General features: G+C 57.9%; 16 protein-coding genes. 11 read left to right on the plus strand and 5 right to left on the minus strand.

The window, feature by feature from the left end; translation table 11 throughout:
• The first annotated feature begins 8 nt into the window (after positions 1 to 8).
• From HMPREF9081_RS05500 to HMPREF9081_RS05520, 5 genes are read left to right on the plus strand one after another with little or no spacing between them, the layout of a single operon-like run.
• On the plus strand, positions 9 to 818 hold the full coding sequence (locus tag HMPREF9081_RS05500) for a TlyA family RNA methyltransferase (RefSeq protein WP_006306073.1): 810 nt from the start codon (positions 9 to 11) through the stop codon (positions 816 to 818).
• Positions 819 to 829: 11 nt separating this feature from the next.
• A complete protein-coding gene (locus HMPREF9081_RS05505) occupies positions 830 to 1,684 on the plus strand; it encodes an NAD(+)/NADH kinase (protein WP_040394589.1) in 855 nt (284 codons plus the stop codon).
• A gap of 11 nt (positions 1,685 to 1,695) precedes the next feature.
• A complete protein-coding gene (gene argR, locus HMPREF9081_RS05510) occupies positions 1,696 to 2,148 on the plus strand; it encodes an arginine repressor (protein ID WP_006306075.1) in 453 nt (150 codons plus the stop codon).
• A gap of 14 nt (positions 2,149 to 2,162) precedes the next feature.
• Entirely contained in the window at positions 2,163 to 3,884 is a 1,722-nt protein-coding gene (gene recN, locus HMPREF9081_RS05515) for a DNA repair protein RecN (protein ID WP_006306076.1), read from the plus strand.
• A 25-nt stretch (positions 3,885 to 3,909) separates the two neighbouring features.
• Positions 3,910 to 4,374, plus strand: a complete 465-nt coding sequence (locus HMPREF9081_RS05520) for a DUF4367 domain-containing protein (RefSeq protein ID WP_006306077.1) — start codon at positions 3,910 to 3,912, stop codon at positions 4,372 to 4,374.
• Between the two features lie 133 nt (positions 4,375 to 4,507).
• Here the strand turns inward: HMPREF9081_RS05520 and HMPREF9081_RS05525 are convergent, their stop codons facing one another.
• Positions 4,508 to 5,158, minus strand: coding sequence for a Crp/Fnr family transcriptional regulator (locus HMPREF9081_RS05525; protein WP_006306078.1), 651 nt, complete (start codon positions 5,156 to 5,158; stop codon positions 4,508 to 4,510).
• A gap of 124 nt (positions 5,159 to 5,282) precedes the next feature.
• On the opposite strand from HMPREF9081_RS05525, the gene HMPREF9081_RS05530 reads away from it, so the two are divergent.
• The 6 genes from HMPREF9081_RS05530 to HMPREF9081_RS05555 all read left to right on the plus strand — a co-directional run bounded on the left by HMPREF9081_RS05530 (position 5,283) and on the right by HMPREF9081_RS05555 (position 12,874).
• Complete coding sequence (locus HMPREF9081_RS05530; protein WP_006306079.1) at positions 5,283 to 6,545, plus strand: NCS2 family permease; 1,263 nt, start codon at positions 5,283 to 5,285, stop codon at positions 6,543 to 6,545.
• Between the two features lie 72 nt (positions 6,546 to 6,617).
• Complete coding sequence (gene deoD / locus HMPREF9081_RS05535) at positions 6,618 to 7,328, plus strand: purine-nucleoside phosphorylase (RefSeq protein WP_040394592.1); 711 nt, start codon at positions 6,618 to 6,620, stop codon at positions 7,326 to 7,328.
• A gap of 18 nt (positions 7,329 to 7,346) precedes the next feature.
• Positions 7,347 to 8,531, plus strand: a complete 1,185-nt coding sequence (locus HMPREF9081_RS05540; RefSeq protein WP_006306081.1) for a phosphopentomutase — start codon at positions 7,347 to 7,349, stop codon at positions 8,529 to 8,531.
• A 13-nt stretch (positions 8,532 to 8,544) separates the two neighbouring features.
• Entirely contained in the window at positions 8,545 to 9,867 is a 1,323-nt protein-coding gene (locus HMPREF9081_RS05545) for a pyrimidine-nucleoside phosphorylase (RefSeq protein ID WP_006306082.1), read from the plus strand.
• A gap of 25 nt (positions 9,868 to 9,892) precedes the next feature.
• Positions 9,893 to 11,089, plus strand: a complete 1,197-nt coding sequence (locus HMPREF9081_RS05550; protein WP_006306083.1) for a NupC/NupG family nucleoside CNT transporter — start codon at positions 9,893 to 9,895, stop codon at positions 11,087 to 11,089.
• A 549-nt stretch (positions 11,090 to 11,638) separates the two neighbouring features.
• Complete coding sequence (locus tag HMPREF9081_RS05555) at positions 11,639 to 12,874, plus strand: S-layer homology domain-containing protein (protein ID WP_040394595.1); 1,236 nt, start codon at positions 11,639 to 11,641, stop codon at positions 12,872 to 12,874.
• A gap of 68 nt (positions 12,875 to 12,942) precedes the next feature.
• Here HMPREF9081_RS05555 and HMPREF9081_RS05560 read toward each other — a convergent pair whose 3' ends face one another.
• The 4 genes from HMPREF9081_RS05560 to HMPREF9081_RS05575 are packed head-to-tail and all read right to left on the minus strand — an operon-like array spanning position 12,943 to position 16,115.
• Positions 12,943 to 13,755 (minus strand): HAD-IIB family hydrolase, encoded by an 813-nt coding sequence (locus HMPREF9081_RS05560; protein ID WP_006306085.1) that lies wholly within the window; start codon positions 13,753 to 13,755, stop codon positions 12,943 to 12,945.
• The gene (locus HMPREF9081_RS05565; RefSeq protein WP_006306086.1) at positions 13,752 to 14,327 is read right to left on the minus strand and encodes an anthranilate synthase component II; all 576 of its coding nucleotides are present in this window, start codon (positions 14,325 to 14,327) and stop codon (positions 13,752 to 13,754) included. Before HMPREF9081_RS05565 ends, HMPREF9081_RS05560 begins: the two co-directional genes overlap by 4 nt.
• Positions 14,311 to 15,813, minus strand: a complete 1,503-nt coding sequence (locus tag HMPREF9081_RS05570) for an anthranilate synthase component I (RefSeq protein ID WP_006306087.1) — start codon at positions 15,811 to 15,813, stop codon at positions 14,311 to 14,313. The genes HMPREF9081_RS05565 and HMPREF9081_RS05570 overlap by 17 nt, the downstream gene beginning before the upstream one ends.
• Positions 15,810 to 16,115: a hypothetical protein gene (locus HMPREF9081_RS05575; RefSeq protein WP_006306088.1), complete on the minus strand. Its 306-nt coding sequence runs from the start codon at positions 16,113 to 16,115 to the stop codon at positions 15,810 to 15,812. The genes HMPREF9081_RS05570 and HMPREF9081_RS05575 overlap by 4 nt, the downstream gene beginning before the upstream one ends.
• Positions 16,116 to 16,130 lie beyond the last annotated feature (15 nt).

Genomic DNA, 16,130 nt, shown 5'->3' on the forward strand with positions numbered 1-16,130 from the left:
GGGATATCTTGAAGAAAGAGCGGTTGGATGTCCTGCTCATGGAGCAGGGATTTGCGCCCAGTCGGGAGCGTGCGAAGCGGCTCATCATGGCGGGACAGGTGCTGGTGGACGAGCAGCGCATCGACAAGGCGGGCACGATGGTGCCGGTGAGTGCAAAGCTGCGCGTCGTGGGCGAGGATCTTCCCTATGTCAGCCGCGGTGGTCTGAAGCTCGCGAAGGGGATGGCGGTCTTTGGCGCCGTGCTTGCGGGCAAGACGGCAGCGGACATCGGCGCCTCGACGGGCGGCTTCACGGACTGTATGCTCCAAAACGGTGCGGCAAAGGTCTATGCAATCGACGTCGGCTATGGACAGCTCGACTGGAAGCTGCGGACAGATGCACGCGTCGTCAATATGGAGCGCACGAATATCCGCAATGTGACGCCGGAGATGTTCGGCGTGCCGCTGGACTTTGCGTCGATTGATGTGGCGTTTATCTCGCTGGACAAGGTGCTTCCCGTCGTTCGTACATTGCTTTCCGAGCGCGGAGAGGTGATTGCGCTGATCAAGCCGCAGTTCGAGGCGGGCAAGGAACGTGTCGGGAAGAACGGTGTCGTTCGCGATCCTCTGGTGCATGAGGATGTTATTCACAAGGTTCTTCGTGTGGCGGAGGAGCAGGACTTTTCCCCCGCAGGGCTGACGTTTTCACCGGTCAAGGGACCAAAGGGGAATATCGAATATCTCCTGTATCTAAGAGTACGGGGGGATGGACAGCGGCAGATGGATGAGAAATCTGTGCACGTCATCGTGACAGAGGCGCATCGTACGCTGGATGGATGAGGTGCTGACAGTTGATGACGGTTGCGGTTTTTCCAAATCTGATCAAGCCGGAAACGCGCGATATTCTATTGCGCATTCGCGCGTTCTTTGCCGCGTGTGAGGCTCGCATCCTTCTGCCGCGTATGCGAGCGGATGAGTTCGGCATGGAGGACTGCGGCGTCGATGATATTGAGCGGCAGCCCGCAGACTTTGCGCTCAGTCTCGGAGGGGACGGGACACTGCTCGGGATCTGCCGCCGCTATGCGGAGAATCCCGTGCCCGTCTGCGGCATCAACATGGGAACGCTCGGCTTTATGGCGGATATCGAGCAGAATGAGCTCGAGGCGCGGCTCCAGCAGCTCTGCGCAGGAGACTATTGTATCGAATGGCGGCGCTTTCTCGCGGGGTATGTGACGAAACCGGATGGTACAGAGCATTTCCTCGGCTATGCCATCAATGACATTGTCGTGATGAAGGGCGATCCGGCGCGCATCATTTCGCTCGGGCTGACGGTGAATGAAACGCCGCTCGTCGAGTGCAAGGCGGACGGCTTCATCGTCGCCACGCCGACCGGCTCCACGGCATACTCGCTTTCGGCGGGCGGCCCTATCATGAACCCCATGGTGAAGGGACTCGTGCTCACCCCGATCTGCGCACACACGCTCAACATTCGTCCACTGATCATCCGCGTGGAGGATGTTGTACACATCCATCTCGTCGATACGCGGCAGAGTATTATCGTTACGCTGGACGGGCAGGAAACGACGCCTGTTCATCCGGATGATATCGTCACCGTCAAATGCTCGGATGTGCGCGCGGGCATTATCAAATTCGAGGACAAGGACTACTATCAGACACTGCGTACCAAACTTTGGAGAAACTGCTAGGAGAGAGCGGCATGAAAAGTCGGCGCCACGAACTCATCAAGAAGATCATCGGTGAGGAGATCATCGAAACGCAGGAGGCACTCGCCGAGGCACTGCGCTCACGTCATATGCGCGTCACACAGGCGACCATCTCGCGGGATATCAAGGAGCTCTTTCTCATCAAGGTGCCTGCGGGCGGTGGACGCTATCGCTATGCCGTCTCCCCGCACGAGAGTGTGCGCTTCTCTGAGGGACGGATGAAGCGCCTTTTTAAGGATAATGTGACCGGCTGTGACTTCAGTGAGAATATCGTCCACGTCAAGACAATTCCAGGCGCTGCTGCGACGGTTGCTGCCGCGCTCGATGCCTCGGACTGGCAGGAGGTCATCGGGACGGTCGCGGGTGATGACAGTATTTTCGTGCTTGTCAAACCGAAGGATGCAGCAGAGGAACTTGTCACGCGTATTCAGGAATTCATTCGCTGAGGGGAGGGGACGTGATGCTGCAAAGTCTGCGTGTATGGAATTTTGCATTGCTTGAGGAGGTCACTGTCGAGTTTGGTGGCGGACTCAACATCCTCACGGGTGAGACCGGCGCGGGCAAATCCATCCTGATCGATGCACTTGGGGCAATCCTCGGACAGCGCATCTCGAGCGATGCCATCCGCAGTGGTGCAGATGCCCTGCGTGTCGAGGCGGTATTCTCACTCGATGAAAGCGATGAGGGACTGCGCTCCCTGCTCGCGGAGCAGGAGATCGAATGCGAGGACGAGCTGATCATCCTGCGCAAGGTCGCGCGCACGGGCAAGGGCTCGATTCTCGTCAACGGCAGCCATGTCACGCTGACCTTTCTCAAAAAGCTTGCCCCGCATCTCGTGGATATTCACGGGCAGAACGAGAACCTTGCCCTCCTGCGCGAGGATGCCCAGCGAAGCCTGCTCGAGGGCGGGGACAGTGATCTGCGCGTACGTCTTACGGCATATGCTGAGGTTTATGCAGACTGGAAGGAAAAGATGCGTCTGCGTGAAGAGCGCGCCGAGGAGATCGAAGATATCGGCGAGCGGCTGGATATGCTGCGCTGGCAGGAGAAGGAGATTGCCGAGGCAGAGCTGTGTGAGGGGGAGGACGAGGAGCTTGAGGCAGAAATTCGTCGTCTTTCCCATGCGGAGCGTCTGGTTGAGAACGCTGCCGAGGCAAGCGATCTGCTGAGTGAGGATACAGAGGAGGGGCTGGCCGTCCTGTCCGCACTCGCACGCGTCACGCATGCACTTGATGAGATTGCACGCTATGACGACGGACTCGCGAACGCGCAGACAATGATCGAGGAGGCGTATATTTCCCTGCAAGAGGCGTCCTATGAGGTGCGCGATTACCTCGACGGCATCGACGCGGATCCTGCGCGTCTGGATCGAATACAGACGCGCATGGACGTCCTCGACCACCTCAAAAAGAAGTACGGTGGGACGATTTCCGCCGTACTGGATCGTCTTTCCTCTGTCAGGCGAGAACTGGAAAGCGTCGATAGCTTCGATATGGATATGGCGCAGTTGGACAAAGACATTGCCGCGCTGTATAAACAGATGAAAGCGATGGCGCGGGCTCTGACGCAGCGCCGGCAGAAGGTCGGTATGGCGCTCTCTGAGGATATCGTGCGCGAGCTGCAGGGGCTCGGCATGGAGAAGGCGCGCTTTCGCATCGTCGTTACCCCCGAGGAGAAGTATACGAGCTGTGGTGCGGACAGCCTCGCCATGCTCTTTTCGGCAAATGTGGGGGAGGAGGAAAAACCGCTCGAGAAGATCGCCTCGGGCGGTGAGCTCTCGCGCATTGCACTCGCGATCAAATCCATCGTCGCCGCACGGGACACGGGCGGGACGAGCATGGTGTTCGACGAGATCGATACCGGCATCGGTGGGCGTACCGCGCAGATGGTCGCCGAGCGCATCGCCTTCGTCGCGCACTACAAGCAGGTGCTCTGCATCACGCACTTGCCGCAGATCGCGTGCATGGCGGACGAGCATCTCTACATCGCGAAGAGCGTCAAGGGGGATGCGACCGTGACGCAGGTGGAGGCGCTTTCTGCCGACGAACGCGTGCGCGAGATCGCGCGCATGGCGTCCGGTGACGATGTCACCGAGGTGGCGCTTGCAAACGCGCGGGAAATGCTCGCGGTCGCACAGCAGAAAAAGGCGACATTTCAGAAGAACACAAAGACGAAAAAATAGGAGGTTTCCGGTGAAAACATCTGGAATGAAACATATCCTAGTTGCGGGGCTTACGGCGGTCGTGCTCCTCATCGGCGGCAATGCGCAGGCGATGCCGTCGCCTCTCGTTGAGTACACGAGCGTGCGCGATGCGTGGGCGGTCGCGGGACTGCCCGTCTACACACCGACGCTTTTGCCCGTCGGCTATGCGCAGAAGGACATCATCGTTATCGACAAGAGCCTCGCAGAGATCTTCTATCGCAATGATGCGGGCAAGGAAATTCTCTTCCGCATGGCGAGGGGCGACGCGGACATCAGCGGCGATAATACCGTTTACGAGGTCAATCAGGTGGTACAGGTCGGACGCCAGTACATTCGCGTCAAGGGCACGGAGAAGCATGTCAGCCTCGCCCTCTGGTCGCGCGGCGGCTATACCTTTTCCCTCTCGTTTGAAGAACCCGTCTCCGTTGAGGCAGTACAGGCAATCGTCAGTACGATCCCGTGGAGCTGAGCAGCGATTCGAAATGTAAAAGAGATTCCATTCGTCTTATTCGACGTTTGGAATCTCTCTTTGTTTGGGCGAGAAAGATTTGCTTTCTTCGGTTTCTGCTTCTTGTCCCATGGCTCGGTTTATCGTGGTTCTCTCACGTTTTTTTGCGCTCATCCATCGCCCGCACCTTGGCGCATTGCTCAGGGGTGAGGGCAATCTTGCCGCGGTCGAGGGAGAGAAGCCCCTCTGCACGGAGGCGATCAACGCTGCGGTTGACCGTCTTTAGGCTCGTGCCGATGGCATCGGCGATGTCCTGTCGACGCATGGGAAATCGCACGGCGACATCGCATGCGGGCAGATTTTTTTGCAGGTAGGCGAGGAGGCGCGATTGAACCGTCATGTATTTGATCTGACCGTATTCGTCCGAAACAGGCCAAGATTTTCGCGCAATCATACAGGCGACGGCAAACGCTGCTCCCGCGTCGCGCTGGAGCCACGCGGCGAACGCATCGATGCTGACAGCAAGCAGATCGCACACCGTCTCCGCCTCACACGTTGCGGCATAGTACGGCGTACCTGCAAGTGCCTCGTACTCGCCGAGGAATGTGGGCGGGTCGGCGATGGCAAATACATACCGATCGCCGCTTGAGAACTCATTGATGATGCGCACGCGCCCCGCGAGGAGAATGTAGACCGTGTCGGCATGCGTCCCCTTGCATCGGATGATCTCGTCGGGCTGGAATGTGAGCGGCCGCGCAACGCGCAGCAGATGTGGCGGTATCTCTGGGAACGACGGCAAACGCATGGTGACTCTCCTCTCAGTACAGTTTTTTTCTATTTTAGCGAAAAAAACGCGCGCTGAAAAGTCATATGTCCTTTTTTTTCGTCTGGCGCGTTTGTTATAATCAAAAAAGAAAGGGGAATGCGGTATGAGTTCGGACAGCGTGCAGAGCAAACGCGTGGAAGTGATGGCAGGGCTGACATCATTCTTTGCCATCTCGTACATCATCATCGTCAACCCGCTGATTCTCGCGGATGGCGGGATCCCGGCGGAGCTGAGCGTGTTCGCGACGATATTCGCCTCGGCGGTCGGCTGTCTGCTGATGGCACTCTGGGCGGATGCGCCGATCATCTTGACGCCCGGCATGGGGATCAATGCGTTCTTCACATATACCGTCGTGACGAACATGGGGTTCCGTTGGCAGGAGGCGCTTGCCATCTCGCTCGTCTCGGCGCTCATCTTCTTCGCGTTGGCGGTGACGCGCGCGGGCAGGGTTCTGGCGGACGCTGTGCCGAAATCGCTGAAATACGCAGTGACGGCGGGCATCGGGTTGTTTCTCGTGGAGATTGGACTGGAGAAGGCGGAGCTGATCCGTGCCGGCGAGAACTCGATCCTCGCGCTCGGTGATCTGCAAAATCCGTCTGCGCAGCTCGCACTCCTCGGTCTCGTGTTGAGCCTGCTGTTCTACCAGCAGCGGGTGAAGGGCGGTTTTTTCATCGCCATCCTCATTGTGACGGTCATCGCCAATGCGCTCGACCTCGTCCACGCGAATACGATTGAGATTGATATGACGCGGCTCGGCGAGTACGGTGCGCTGCTCTTTGCGGAGGATTTCTCCTCCGTGCTGACGATTTCGTTCTGGCTTGCAGTATTCTCGATGACGATGATTCTCGTCTTTGAGTCCATTGGATTGCTCGAAGGACTGCTGCCCGATACGGAGAAGTTCCGCAACGCGTTCCGCGCCTCGTCGCTGACAGCGGTGCTGTCCTCGGTGCTCGGGACGAGCCCGACGGTTGCTGCCGCAGAGAGTGCGGCGGGCATTGTAGAGGGTGGGCGGAGCGGACTGACGGCGCTCGTCGGCGGAGCACTGTTCCTGCTCACGCTCGTATTCATCCCGCTGCTCGCCTACGTTCCGCAGGCGGCTGTTGCGCCGGTCATCATCATCACAGGTGCCCTGATGATGCAGCAGCTCGAAAACATCCACTTTCAGGATTTCTCAGAGTGGTTCCCTGCGTTCCTCATCATTGTACTCATCCCGCTGACGAACAGCATCTCGACGGGATTGGCGTTCGGCTTCGCCGCGCACCCGATGATGAAGGTGTTTACGGGCCGCCGGCGCGAGCTTGGCACGCTCTCCTACGTCCTTGGCGTGCTGTTCCTCCTGCAGCTCATCTTTGAGGCGGTGCAGTGAGTATAGGGCATAGACCGCTATGTCGGTTTTCGATAAATGTTCTTCACAGTTTATGAAAGAGAGGTACACATTATGCCAACCCCACACATTGCAGCTGCAAAGGGCGAAGTCGCCGAGCGCATTCTCCTGCCGGGTGACCCGCTCCGCGCCAAGTACATCGCCGAGAACTTCCTCGAGGGTGCGAAAGAGTACACGAACATCCGCAACATCCTCGGCTACACCGGCACGTACAAGGGGCATCCCATCTCCGTGCAGGGAACGGGCATGGGGATGCCGTCGATCTCCATCTACGTCAACGAGCTCATCCGCGAGTACGGCTGCAAGACGCTGATCCGCATCGGCAGCTGCGGCGCATGCCACAAGGACATCCACATCCGCGATGTTCTCATCGCGCAGGCAACGACGACCGACTCCTCCATGCCGCGCAACATCTTCGGTTCTGCGGTCAACTTTGCACCGGTTGCGAACTTTGATCTGCTGCGCTCCGCATATCAGGTTGCCGTCGACAAAGGCATCGCCGTGCGCGTCGGAAATGTGATGTCGCAGGATCGCTTCTACGATGACGAACTCGACATTCAAAAGCTCGCAAGCTACGGCGTCCTCGGTCTGGAGATGGAGGCGGCGGCACTCTACCTCATCGCGGCGAAATTCGGCGTACGCGCGCTCGCACTCTTTACCGTCAGCGACCACCTCGTCAGCGACGAGCCGCCTTCCACGGCAGAGGAACGTCAGACATCGTTCAGCGAGATGATCGAGATTGCACTGGAGGCGTCGATCGCCTAATCATAGGAGGAGATAGCAATGGCTGGTATCAAACGCGTATTTCTGATTGTCCTCGACAGCTTCGGCATCGGGTGTGCTCCGGACGCAGCGGACTTCGGCGACGGGCGCTGCAACACGCTCGCATCGCTGACGACATCGCCGGAACTGCACGCGCCGAACCTCACAAAGCTCGGCCTCTTTAACATCGACGGCGTCGGCTGCGGCACGCCCGCAGACAGCCCCATCGGTACTTTTGCACGGCTGCGGGAGCTCTCGCGCGGCAAGGACACAACGATCGGACACTGGGAGATCGCAGGCATCGTATCCGAGCAGCCCATGCCGACGTATCCGAACGGATTCCCGACGGAGATCCTCGAGCAGCTCTCGGCGGCATGCGACGGGAAGAAAATCCTCTGCAACAAGCCCTACTCCGGCACGCAGGTCATCCACGACTACGGGCGCGAGCAGGAGGAGACGGGCGGGCTCATCGTCTACACGTCGGCAGACAGTGTGCTGCAGATCGCGGCGAACGAGGCTGACGTCCCCGTCGAGCGTCTCTATGACTACTGCCGTGCGGCACGCAAAATCATGCAGGGCGAACACGGTGTCGGACGCATCATTGCACGGCCGTACGTCGGCAGCTATCCGAACTACGAGCGCACAGCGCATCGTCACGACTTCTCCCTCGACCCGACGGGCGATACGATGATGGACGCGCTCGTGCGGCAGGGGCATGAGGTCATCGCCGTCGGCAAGATCAGCGACATCTTCGCGGGGCGCGGCGTCACACGCAGCACGGGTGTCAACGAGAACAACGCCGACGGTATGGAAAAGACACTTCGCATTCAGCAGGAGGACTTCACGGGGCTGTGCTTCGTCAACCTCGTCGATTTCGACATGACGTATGGGCACAGGCGCGACATCGCAGGCTATGCGCGCGCGACAACGGAGTTCGACGTGCAGCTCGGAACATTTATGGAGCATATGCGCGAGGACGATGTGCTGATGATTACGGCCGACCACGGCTGCGACCCCGGCGCACCCGGCACAGATCACACGCGTGAGTACGTGCCGTTCCTCGTCTACGGCGCACAGATCCGTCAGGGTGTCAACCTTGGGACGTACCCGACCTTCGCCATGATCGGCGCGACGGTGGCAGATATGTTCGGTACGGGGCTGACGACGAAGGGCGAGAGCCTGCTGCCGCGCATTCTTGCGCACTGAGGAGGATCAACCCATGCGCATGTATGACCTGATTACGAAGAAAAAGCATGGCGGCACACTCACTGCCGAGGAGCTGCGCTGGATGGTCGAAGGCTATGTAGCGGGCGAGATTCCCGACTATCAGATGTCCGCCATGCTCATGGCAATCTGGTTCAGCGGCATGACGGCGCAGGAGACGACGGAGCTGACGATTGCAATGGCGGACTCGGGTGACCGCGTCGACCTCTCGGCGATTGCCGGCAAAAAGGTGGACAAGCACTCCACCGGTGGCGTCGGCGACAAGACGACGCTCATCTGCGCCCCGATTGTCGCCGCCTGCGGTGGGTGCGTCGCGAAGATGAGCGGTCGCGGTCTTGGGCACACGGGCGGCACCGTGGACAAACTGGAGGCCATCCCCGGCTATGAGACGGCGATTTCGCGCGAAAAATTCTTCTCCATCGTGAACGAGTGCGGCGTGTCCGTCATCGGGCAGTCGGGCAACCTCGCGCCGGCGGACAAGAAACTCTACGCGCTGCGCGACGTGACGGCGACGGTCGACGCGATCCCGCTGATCGCGTCCTCCATCATGAGCAAGAAGCTCGCCGCCGGCTCGGACTGCATTCTGCTCGATGTCAAGACGGGCTCGGGCGCATTCATGAAGACGCTCGACGATGCCATCGCGCTTGCGCAGACGATGGTCGCCATCGGCGAGGGCGCAGGGCGGCGCACCGTCGCGCTGATTACCGACATGGACACGCCGCTCGGGCTCGGCATCGGCAACAGCATCGAGGTCGCGGAGTCGATGGACGTGCTGCGCGGCAAGGGACCGCATGACCTGACGGAGGTGTCGCTCCGGCTCGCGGAGAATATGCTCTACCTCGTCGGCAAGGGCACGATTGAGGAGTGCCGCCGCATGGCGGAGCAGTCGATTGCAGACGGGTCGGCGTTCGAGACATTCTGCATGATGGTGCGGCGACAGGGCGGTGATGATGCCGTCCTGCGCGACGCATCGAAATTCCCGCAGGCAGCCGTGCAGGTGGAGATCCGCGCGAACGCAGACGGCTACATCACGGCCATGGACGCGGAGAAAATCGGCGAGGCGAGCGTCGTGCTCGGTGCGGGGCGCGAGACGAAGGACAGTCCGATTGATTTCGCCGCCGGTCTCATCCTGCACAAGAAATATGGCGACGCAGTGAAGGCAGACGATGTCATCGCGACGCTCTACACGGACAGCACACAGCGCGGCGACAGCGCGGCACAGCTCTACCATGAGGCAATTACCATCGGCACAGAGGAGCCGCCCGTCCGTCCGCTCGTCTATGCCCGTGTGGAGAAAGACAAGGTCGTTCGGTACTAAGCATAAATTCCGATGGGGGGTTCGTATGTTTTTCTTCGTCAACTTGCTCGGCCTTGTCGTGTTCCTCGGAATCGGCGTGCTCGCCTCGCGGAACCGCAAGGAGATCCAGTGGCGTTCGGTCGCCTCTCTGCTCACGCTGAACCTCATGCTCGCGTGGTTCCTGACCTCGTTCGAGATCGGGCGCGAGATGATTACAGCCGCTGCGGCCGGATTCACGGAGCTGATCAACATCTCGTACGTCGGCATCGCGTTCGTGTTCCCCGACTGGGTCAACGTGCCGCAGATGAACTTCTTCGCTGCGGCACTGCTGCCGATCCTCTTCGTTGTGCCGCTTTTTGACATCCTTACGTATTTCGGCATTTTGCCGTTCGTCATTCGTTGGATTGGCAAACTGCTCACATTTCTCACGCGCGCGCCGAAGTTCGAGTCGTTCTTCGCCATCGAGATGATGTTTCTCGGCAACACGGAGGCACTCGCCGTGTCGAAACTCCAGCTCATGAAGATGAGCAAGGAACGCGTGCTGACCATCGGCCTCATGTCGATGAGCTGCGTGACGGCGGCACTCATCGCCGTCTATGTCAAGATGATGCCGGCGGAGTATGTCGTCACGGCAATCCCGCTGAATGTCATCAACGCGCTGCTCGTCTCCTCGCTCCTCCATCCCGTGAAGGTTGCACCGGAGGAGGACACGATTGCAACAATCCACGAGGGAGGCGGACGCGAGCCGTTCTTCTCCTACCTTGCGGAGTCGATCATCGGCGCAGGGCGTCTCGTGCTCATCATCTGCGCGAACGTCATCGCCATCGTTGCACTGCTCAAGTGCGTCGACCTCCTCCTCGGCATTCTGCACCCATCGCTCTCGCTCGAGCTCATCTTCGGTGTCGTGCTGTTTCCATTCGCGTGGCTGCTTGGGCTTGCGCCGACAGAGGCATTCCAGATTGCCCAGTACATGGGGACGAAGTTCATCACGAACGAGTTTGTCGTCATGCTGCAGATCCAGGATGTCGTCCGGACGTGGCCCGCGCATATGCAGGCTGTGATGACCGTGTTCATTACGTCATTCGCCAACCTCGGGACGATCGGCATCATCCTCGGCTGCTTTAAGGGGCTCGTTGACAGCGAGCGCAACACGATCGTCGCGCGCAACGTGTCCTACATGATACTGTCCGGACTGCTGGTCTCCCTGCTGTCTGCCGCCATCTGCGGATTGTTTGTCTGGTAAGCGGGGCTTATGTGGGCACGCATGAAGTCGGGGCTCCTTTATGGACGCTTGAAGATATATCTTCCATAATGGAAGAAGATCCACCGTGGGCGACAGGATTGTCGCTCAAGGCGGACGGATACGAGTGTGAGTTCTATTGGAAAGACTGAAAAAAGGGCAGTTGTACGAAGCTAGAAAACTTCGTACAACTGCCCCTGTCTTTTGATTAGATGAATCGTTACAAGCGCCCCTGTTATGTAGTGACATTTGTCAATAGCAAAAACGAAAAAATTAGGGTCGTTTTATAAAATTAGAAACAAGGGAAACATGATAAACTGCATGTTTCATCCAGAACATCTCATCAACCTACTTTCTCATTCTACTTTAACTCCGTGAAACGACCCTGGAATACGACATAACTCTACTTTTCAAACGAAGGATATTATGCTATAATGACAAACGTTGAATCTGCGTGCAGGATGCTCGTGAGGGAACATGGATACTCCGTCCTCCTATATGCAGATCAGTATTTCATTGATTGCGGGAGATTCCCGCAAAGGAGGAAACAGTATGAAGAAGACAATGGTAGCTGCTCTTGCAGCAGCGCTGACGATCGGTGCTGCGTCCACGACGTTCGCGGCGGCAAATCCGTTCTCGGATGTGCCTCGTGATCATTGGGCGTACGACGCTGTAACGCAGCTCGCTGCGGATGGTGTTGTCGAGGGCTATGGCGACGGCACGTATCGTGGCGACCGCAACATCACGCGTTACGAGATGGCACAGATGGTCGGCAAGGCGATGGCAAAGGGCGATATGTCTGCATCGGACCGCGCACTCGTCGACCGCCTCGCTGCTGAGTTTGCGGATGAGCTGAACAACCTTGGCGTCCGTGTCTCGAACCTCGAGAAGAATGCGGATATGGTGAAGTGGACAGGCTATCTCCGCTATGACTACATCAGCGATCGTCATGAGAACCAGAAGAACTCCAATACGGAGCGTCTCCGTCTCCGCCTCTTCCCGACGGCTGAGGTCAACGATCATTGGCAGGTTAAGGCTCGTTTCACGGCAGACAGCAACATGAAGACGGACTCCGGCAGCTCGGGTGAGCTGAAGCTGGACTATGCGAATGCCGAGGGCAACTATGGCAAGCTCAACGTTACGCTTGGTCGTATTGCATACACCACCGACGTGGATGATGCGATGGTCTTCGATAACTACCTGTCCGGCGGCATGGTCAAGTTCGGCAATGTCGTTAAGGCGAAGATCGCTGCAGGCCGTATGTCCAAGTTCTCGGACAGTGATGTTGCTGCGAACTATCAGGGCATCGAGCTCTCCACGACGCTTGGCAAGCTGACGGGTGGTGTTGGCTATCATCACTTCAACAGTGAGCATTTCAAGAGCTTGGATGGGTATACCAAGGCTGCTAAAAAGGATAATGCAAATGTCTGGATGATCGGCGGCAGCTACAAGTTCGACAAGAACATTGCGCTCAAGGGGTCCTATGCGCAGAACGCGGAGGCTGACTACTACCGCAAGGCAGGCAGCGTTGAGCTCGACTACAAGGGTGCAAAGAAGTCTGATATGGGCTCGTGGGGCGCATACGTTGCCTATCGTCACCTTGGCAAGAACGTCGCATTCGCACCGACCTACAACGTCCTTGGCTCTGACCAGAAGGGGTGGGCTGTTGGTGCAACCTACACGCCCTTCAAGAATGTGACGACGAAGGCGGAGTACTTCAAGGGCAAGGATATCACTGTGGACAAGGACGCAAGCAAGCTCTTCGGCCGCGTTGAGTTCGCATTCTAATTAATGAGATTCAAGACAGCTTACTGCATAGAAAAGAGCGCTGCAATCGCAGCGCTCTTTTTGTATGTCTATAATATCTCTCTCAATATCCACGGAATCAGCGGTTCCCGGCAGGGTGGAGCAATCCGATCTGCTGCCGCCTTTGCGTCCTCTGAGGCGTCCTCGGGGGCAATGCCGATATCTGCCATGCGCAGAAGTTCGACGTCGTTCTCATAGTCACCGCAGGCGATGATGCGCCGTCCCGCGTAGGCAGGCATCGCTTTCAATACATCTGCCATCGCTCCCTTGCTTGTGCCGGGCGGGACGAACTCGAGGTAGTTTTCCTCGGAGTAGAACGAGGTGGAGCATTGATCGATGCCAAGTTCCTGCGCCAGACGCTCCACAAAGGAAAGATTGATGGGTGCATCACAGATAAAAAACTTCAGCCATGTCTCACGCTCGACTGTTTGCAGATTCGTGTGATTGACATTGTAGAACTCATCCGTGAGGCGCGGGTCGTCATTCGCCTCGGGGCTGAGGATATGGCAGTGCTCTTCCGTATAGACTTCGACGCAGGCGCGCGGGAACTGGTAGAGCACACGCGCAGCAAAGGTGCGCCAGAGGTCACCGACAAGCGTGCGTGTCTCGAGCACATGATTCTTCGACAGATCCTTGAGCATTGCACCGTTGAAGAAGATGCTCGGTGCATTGACCGTGATGCCGTCGAGGTAGGGGAGGGCGGAGCCCGGTGTGCGTCCCGTTGCGGCAGCAAAGGCACCGCCTGCGGCGGTAAATGCATTGATGGCGCGCACGTTTTCCTCGGAGATCATCTCATAGCGCGGAATCAGTGTCCCATCCAGATCGCTGATCAACAAGATGTCGTCATATCGTTTTTCGCTCATATTGCCTCGATGTCTGTCAGATAGTTCTCCATCATGGTGCGCCCCTCGCGGGTCAGTATGGACTCGGGGTGAAACTGGATGCCCTCGATTGGCAGTTCCTTGTGTCGTACGCCCATGATCGTGCCGTCGCCGAGGTCACTCGTGATTTCGAGCACATCGGGCAGGCTCTCGCGCTCGATGATGAGGGAGTGATAGCGCGCAACCTGCGTACCCGCATGAATGTTTCGATAGATTCCTGTTCCATGGTGACGGATCGGGGCGGCTTTGCCGTGAACGATCTCATGTGCGCGGACAATCTTGCCGCCGAATACCTCGCCGATCGCCTGATGACCGAGGCAGATGCCGAGAATCGGTGTTTCTGTACCAAGTTCGCGGATGACATCCTCTGTAATGCCCGCGTCCTTTGGGAGTCCCGGTCCGGGGGAGATCACGATCCCCTTATACCCTTTCGCACGAATTTCATCAACGGTCATTGCATCGTTGCGAACGACTTCGACCTCTGCGCCAATATTTGTGAGAAGTTGATAGACGTTGTAGGTAAAGGAATCGTAGTTGTCAAGCAAAAGCAGCATTGTTCTCCACCTCTTCTACGACCTCGAAGAGCGCCTTTGCCTTTTGCAGGATTTCGAGGTACTCTTTCTCAGGCACGGAGTCCTTGACAATGCCCGCGCCCGACTGGATGACTGCCGTGTCGTCATTTTCGATGCACATGGTACGCAGGGTGATGCACATGTCCATATTGCCGCGAAAGTCCATATAGCCGACGGTTCCGGCGTAAAAGCCGCGGTTTTCTTTCTCCTGCTCGTGAATGATCTCCATCGCACGCAGCTTCGGGGCGCCGCTGACCGTTCCGGCAGGGAAGGTGGCGCGCAGAACATCCATCGGCGTGTAGGTGGGGGCAATCTCACCGACTACGCTGCTCACCATATGTGAGACATGGGAGAAGCGTTCGACCTCCATGAGTTTCGGCACGCGAACCGTGCCGGGAACACTGATCCGACCGAGATCGTTGCGCGCGAGGTCGACAAGCATGGCATGCTCGGCACACTCCTTTTCGTCGGAGCGCAGGTCAGCGGCGAGGCGTGCATCTTCCTCATCGTTTTTGCCGCGTTTGCGCGTGCCCGCGATGGGGTAGGTGTAGACGGTCTTGCCGGAGACCTTAATGAGCATTTCGGGGGAGGCCCCGACGAGCTTTACCTCGCCAAAGTTGTAGTAGAACATATAGGGCGAGGGATTGACTTGCCGCAGACGGCGATAGAAGAGAAATGCAGGGCGCGTGATCTTCTCACAAAAGCGGAAGGACGGCACCGCCTGAAAAATGTCGCCCGCATAGATATGCTCCTTGATCGTGTCGATCACGTTCAGGAAATCTTTCGGTGCCGTTTTGTAACGCGCCATAAAGTCGACTGGTGTTTTGCGTTTTGCGGGCTCTGCTGCCGGTGGTGTGAACGGTGCGGCAAGGCGTGCACGTATCATGGCAAGACGCTCCACAATGGCATCATAGAGTTCGCCTGTATCCTCACCTGTGCGGATATCGGCAAGGTAGTGGAGCTGAGCGCTGTTTTTGAGGGCATCGTAGACGACGAGATAGCGGCACATCATGAACTGCCCAAGCAGCTGCTCATCATCGAGTTCTACGCCGCGTACGCGATCAAAGGTCGCCGCTGTCTCATAGGTGAAGTAGCCCGCAAGTCCGCCGTGGACAAGGGGGAGCACCTCTCCATCCGCAGCGGAAGGAGTGAATCGTGCGGCGTACGCCTTCATCGTCTCATGTGGGGCACCCGCAATGCTCTTCATCAGGCCGTTTTCGCTCACGAGCAGCTTATCCGCGAATACCTGCACGCGCACGAACGGCTCGCCGCCGATGAAGGAGTAGCGTCCGAACTGTTGCTGAGTCGTGTCGACGGACTCCATGATGTAGCCTTTTTTGTCTCCGACAAGTTTGTAGTAGATGGAGACGGGCGTGTCAAGATCCATCGTCAACTCCGTAGAGATTGTGATCAGGTTCGCACTTTTTGCAGCCGCAATAAATTCGTCTTTGTTCAGAGTCAGCTTCATTTATTGATCTCCATGACGACATCGCGTTCCTTGCGGCCGAGCACCCAGCCGAGCGCCTTGAGTTCTGCGTAGAGCATCTGCTGCTGTTCACGGTTGTTCTCACGGCTGAATTTCAGCTGCTTGTACTGCTGGCGCCCGAGGTTGTAGCGCGCGAGGATCTCTGCCTCACTGCGCATCCTGTGTCGACCGCCCGCGTGCATGCGCACGAGCTCTTCCACCTCTGCCTCCCCGTAGGTGGGGGGCTTCGGCGGTGCCGCCATCTGTCGTACGAGATCGGTGATCTCGCGATCACTCATGGTCATAACTGTCTCCTTATC

Origin of the sequence: Centipeda periodontii DSM 2778, from assembly GCF_000213975.1 — a bacterium.
GTDB lineage: Bacteria > Bacillota > Negativicutes > Selenomonadales > Selenomonadaceae > Centipeda > Centipeda periodontii.

What these genes read in the sequence shown, in the direction of transcription:
- argR (WP_006306075.1), top strand. Translation starts at nt 1,696, where the DNA reads ATGAAAAGTCGGCGCCACGAACTCATCAAGAAGATCATCGGTGAGGAG.
- recN (WP_006306076.1), top strand. Translation starts at nt 2,163, where the DNA reads ATGCTGCAAAGTCTGCGTGTATGGAATTTTGCATTGCTTGAGGAGGTC.
- HMPREF9081_RS05520 (WP_006306077.1), top strand. Translation starts at nt 3,910, where the DNA reads ATGAAACATATCCTAGTTGCGGGGCTTACGGCGGTCGTGCTCCTCATC.
- HMPREF9081_RS05525 (WP_006306078.1), bottom strand. Translation starts at nt 5,158, where the DNA reads ATGCGTTTGCCGTCGTTCCCAGAGATACCGCCACATCTGCTGCGCGTT.
- HMPREF9081_RS05530 (WP_006306079.1), top strand. Translation starts at nt 5,283, where the DNA reads ATGAGTTCGGACAGCGTGCAGAGCAAACGCGTGGAAGTGATGGCAGGG.
- deoD (WP_040394592.1), top strand. Translation starts at nt 6,618, where the DNA reads ATGCCAACCCCACACATTGCAGCTGCAAAGGGCGAAGTCGCCGAGCGC.
- HMPREF9081_RS05540 (WP_006306081.1), top strand. Translation starts at nt 7,347, where the DNA reads ATGGCTGGTATCAAACGCGTATTTCTGATTGTCCTCGACAGCTTCGGC.
- HMPREF9081_RS05545 (WP_006306082.1), top strand. Translation starts at nt 8,545, where the DNA reads ATGCGCATGTATGACCTGATTACGAAGAAAAAGCATGGCGGCACACTC.
- HMPREF9081_RS05550 (WP_006306083.1), top strand. Translation starts at nt 9,893, where the DNA reads ATGTTTTTCTTCGTCAACTTGCTCGGCCTTGTCGTGTTCCTCGGAATC.
- HMPREF9081_RS05555 (WP_040394595.1), top strand. Translation starts at nt 11,639, where the DNA reads ATGAAGAAGACAATGGTAGCTGCTCTTGCAGCAGCGCTGACGATCGGT.
- HMPREF9081_RS05560 (WP_006306085.1), bottom strand. Translation starts at nt 13,755, where the DNA reads ATGAGCGAAAAACGATATGACGACATCTTGTTGATCAGCGATCTGGAT.
- HMPREF9081_RS05565 (WP_006306086.1), bottom strand. Translation starts at nt 14,327, where the DNA reads ATGCTGCTTTTGCTTGACAACTACGATTCCTTTACCTACAACGTCTAT.
- HMPREF9081_RS05570 (WP_006306087.1), bottom strand. Translation starts at nt 15,813, where the DNA reads ATGAAGCTGACTCTGAACAAAGACGAATTTATTGCGGCTGCAAAAAGT.
- HMPREF9081_RS05575 (WP_006306088.1), bottom strand. Translation starts at nt 16,115, where the DNA reads ATGACCATGAGTGATCGCGAGATCACCGATCTCGTACGACAGATGGCG.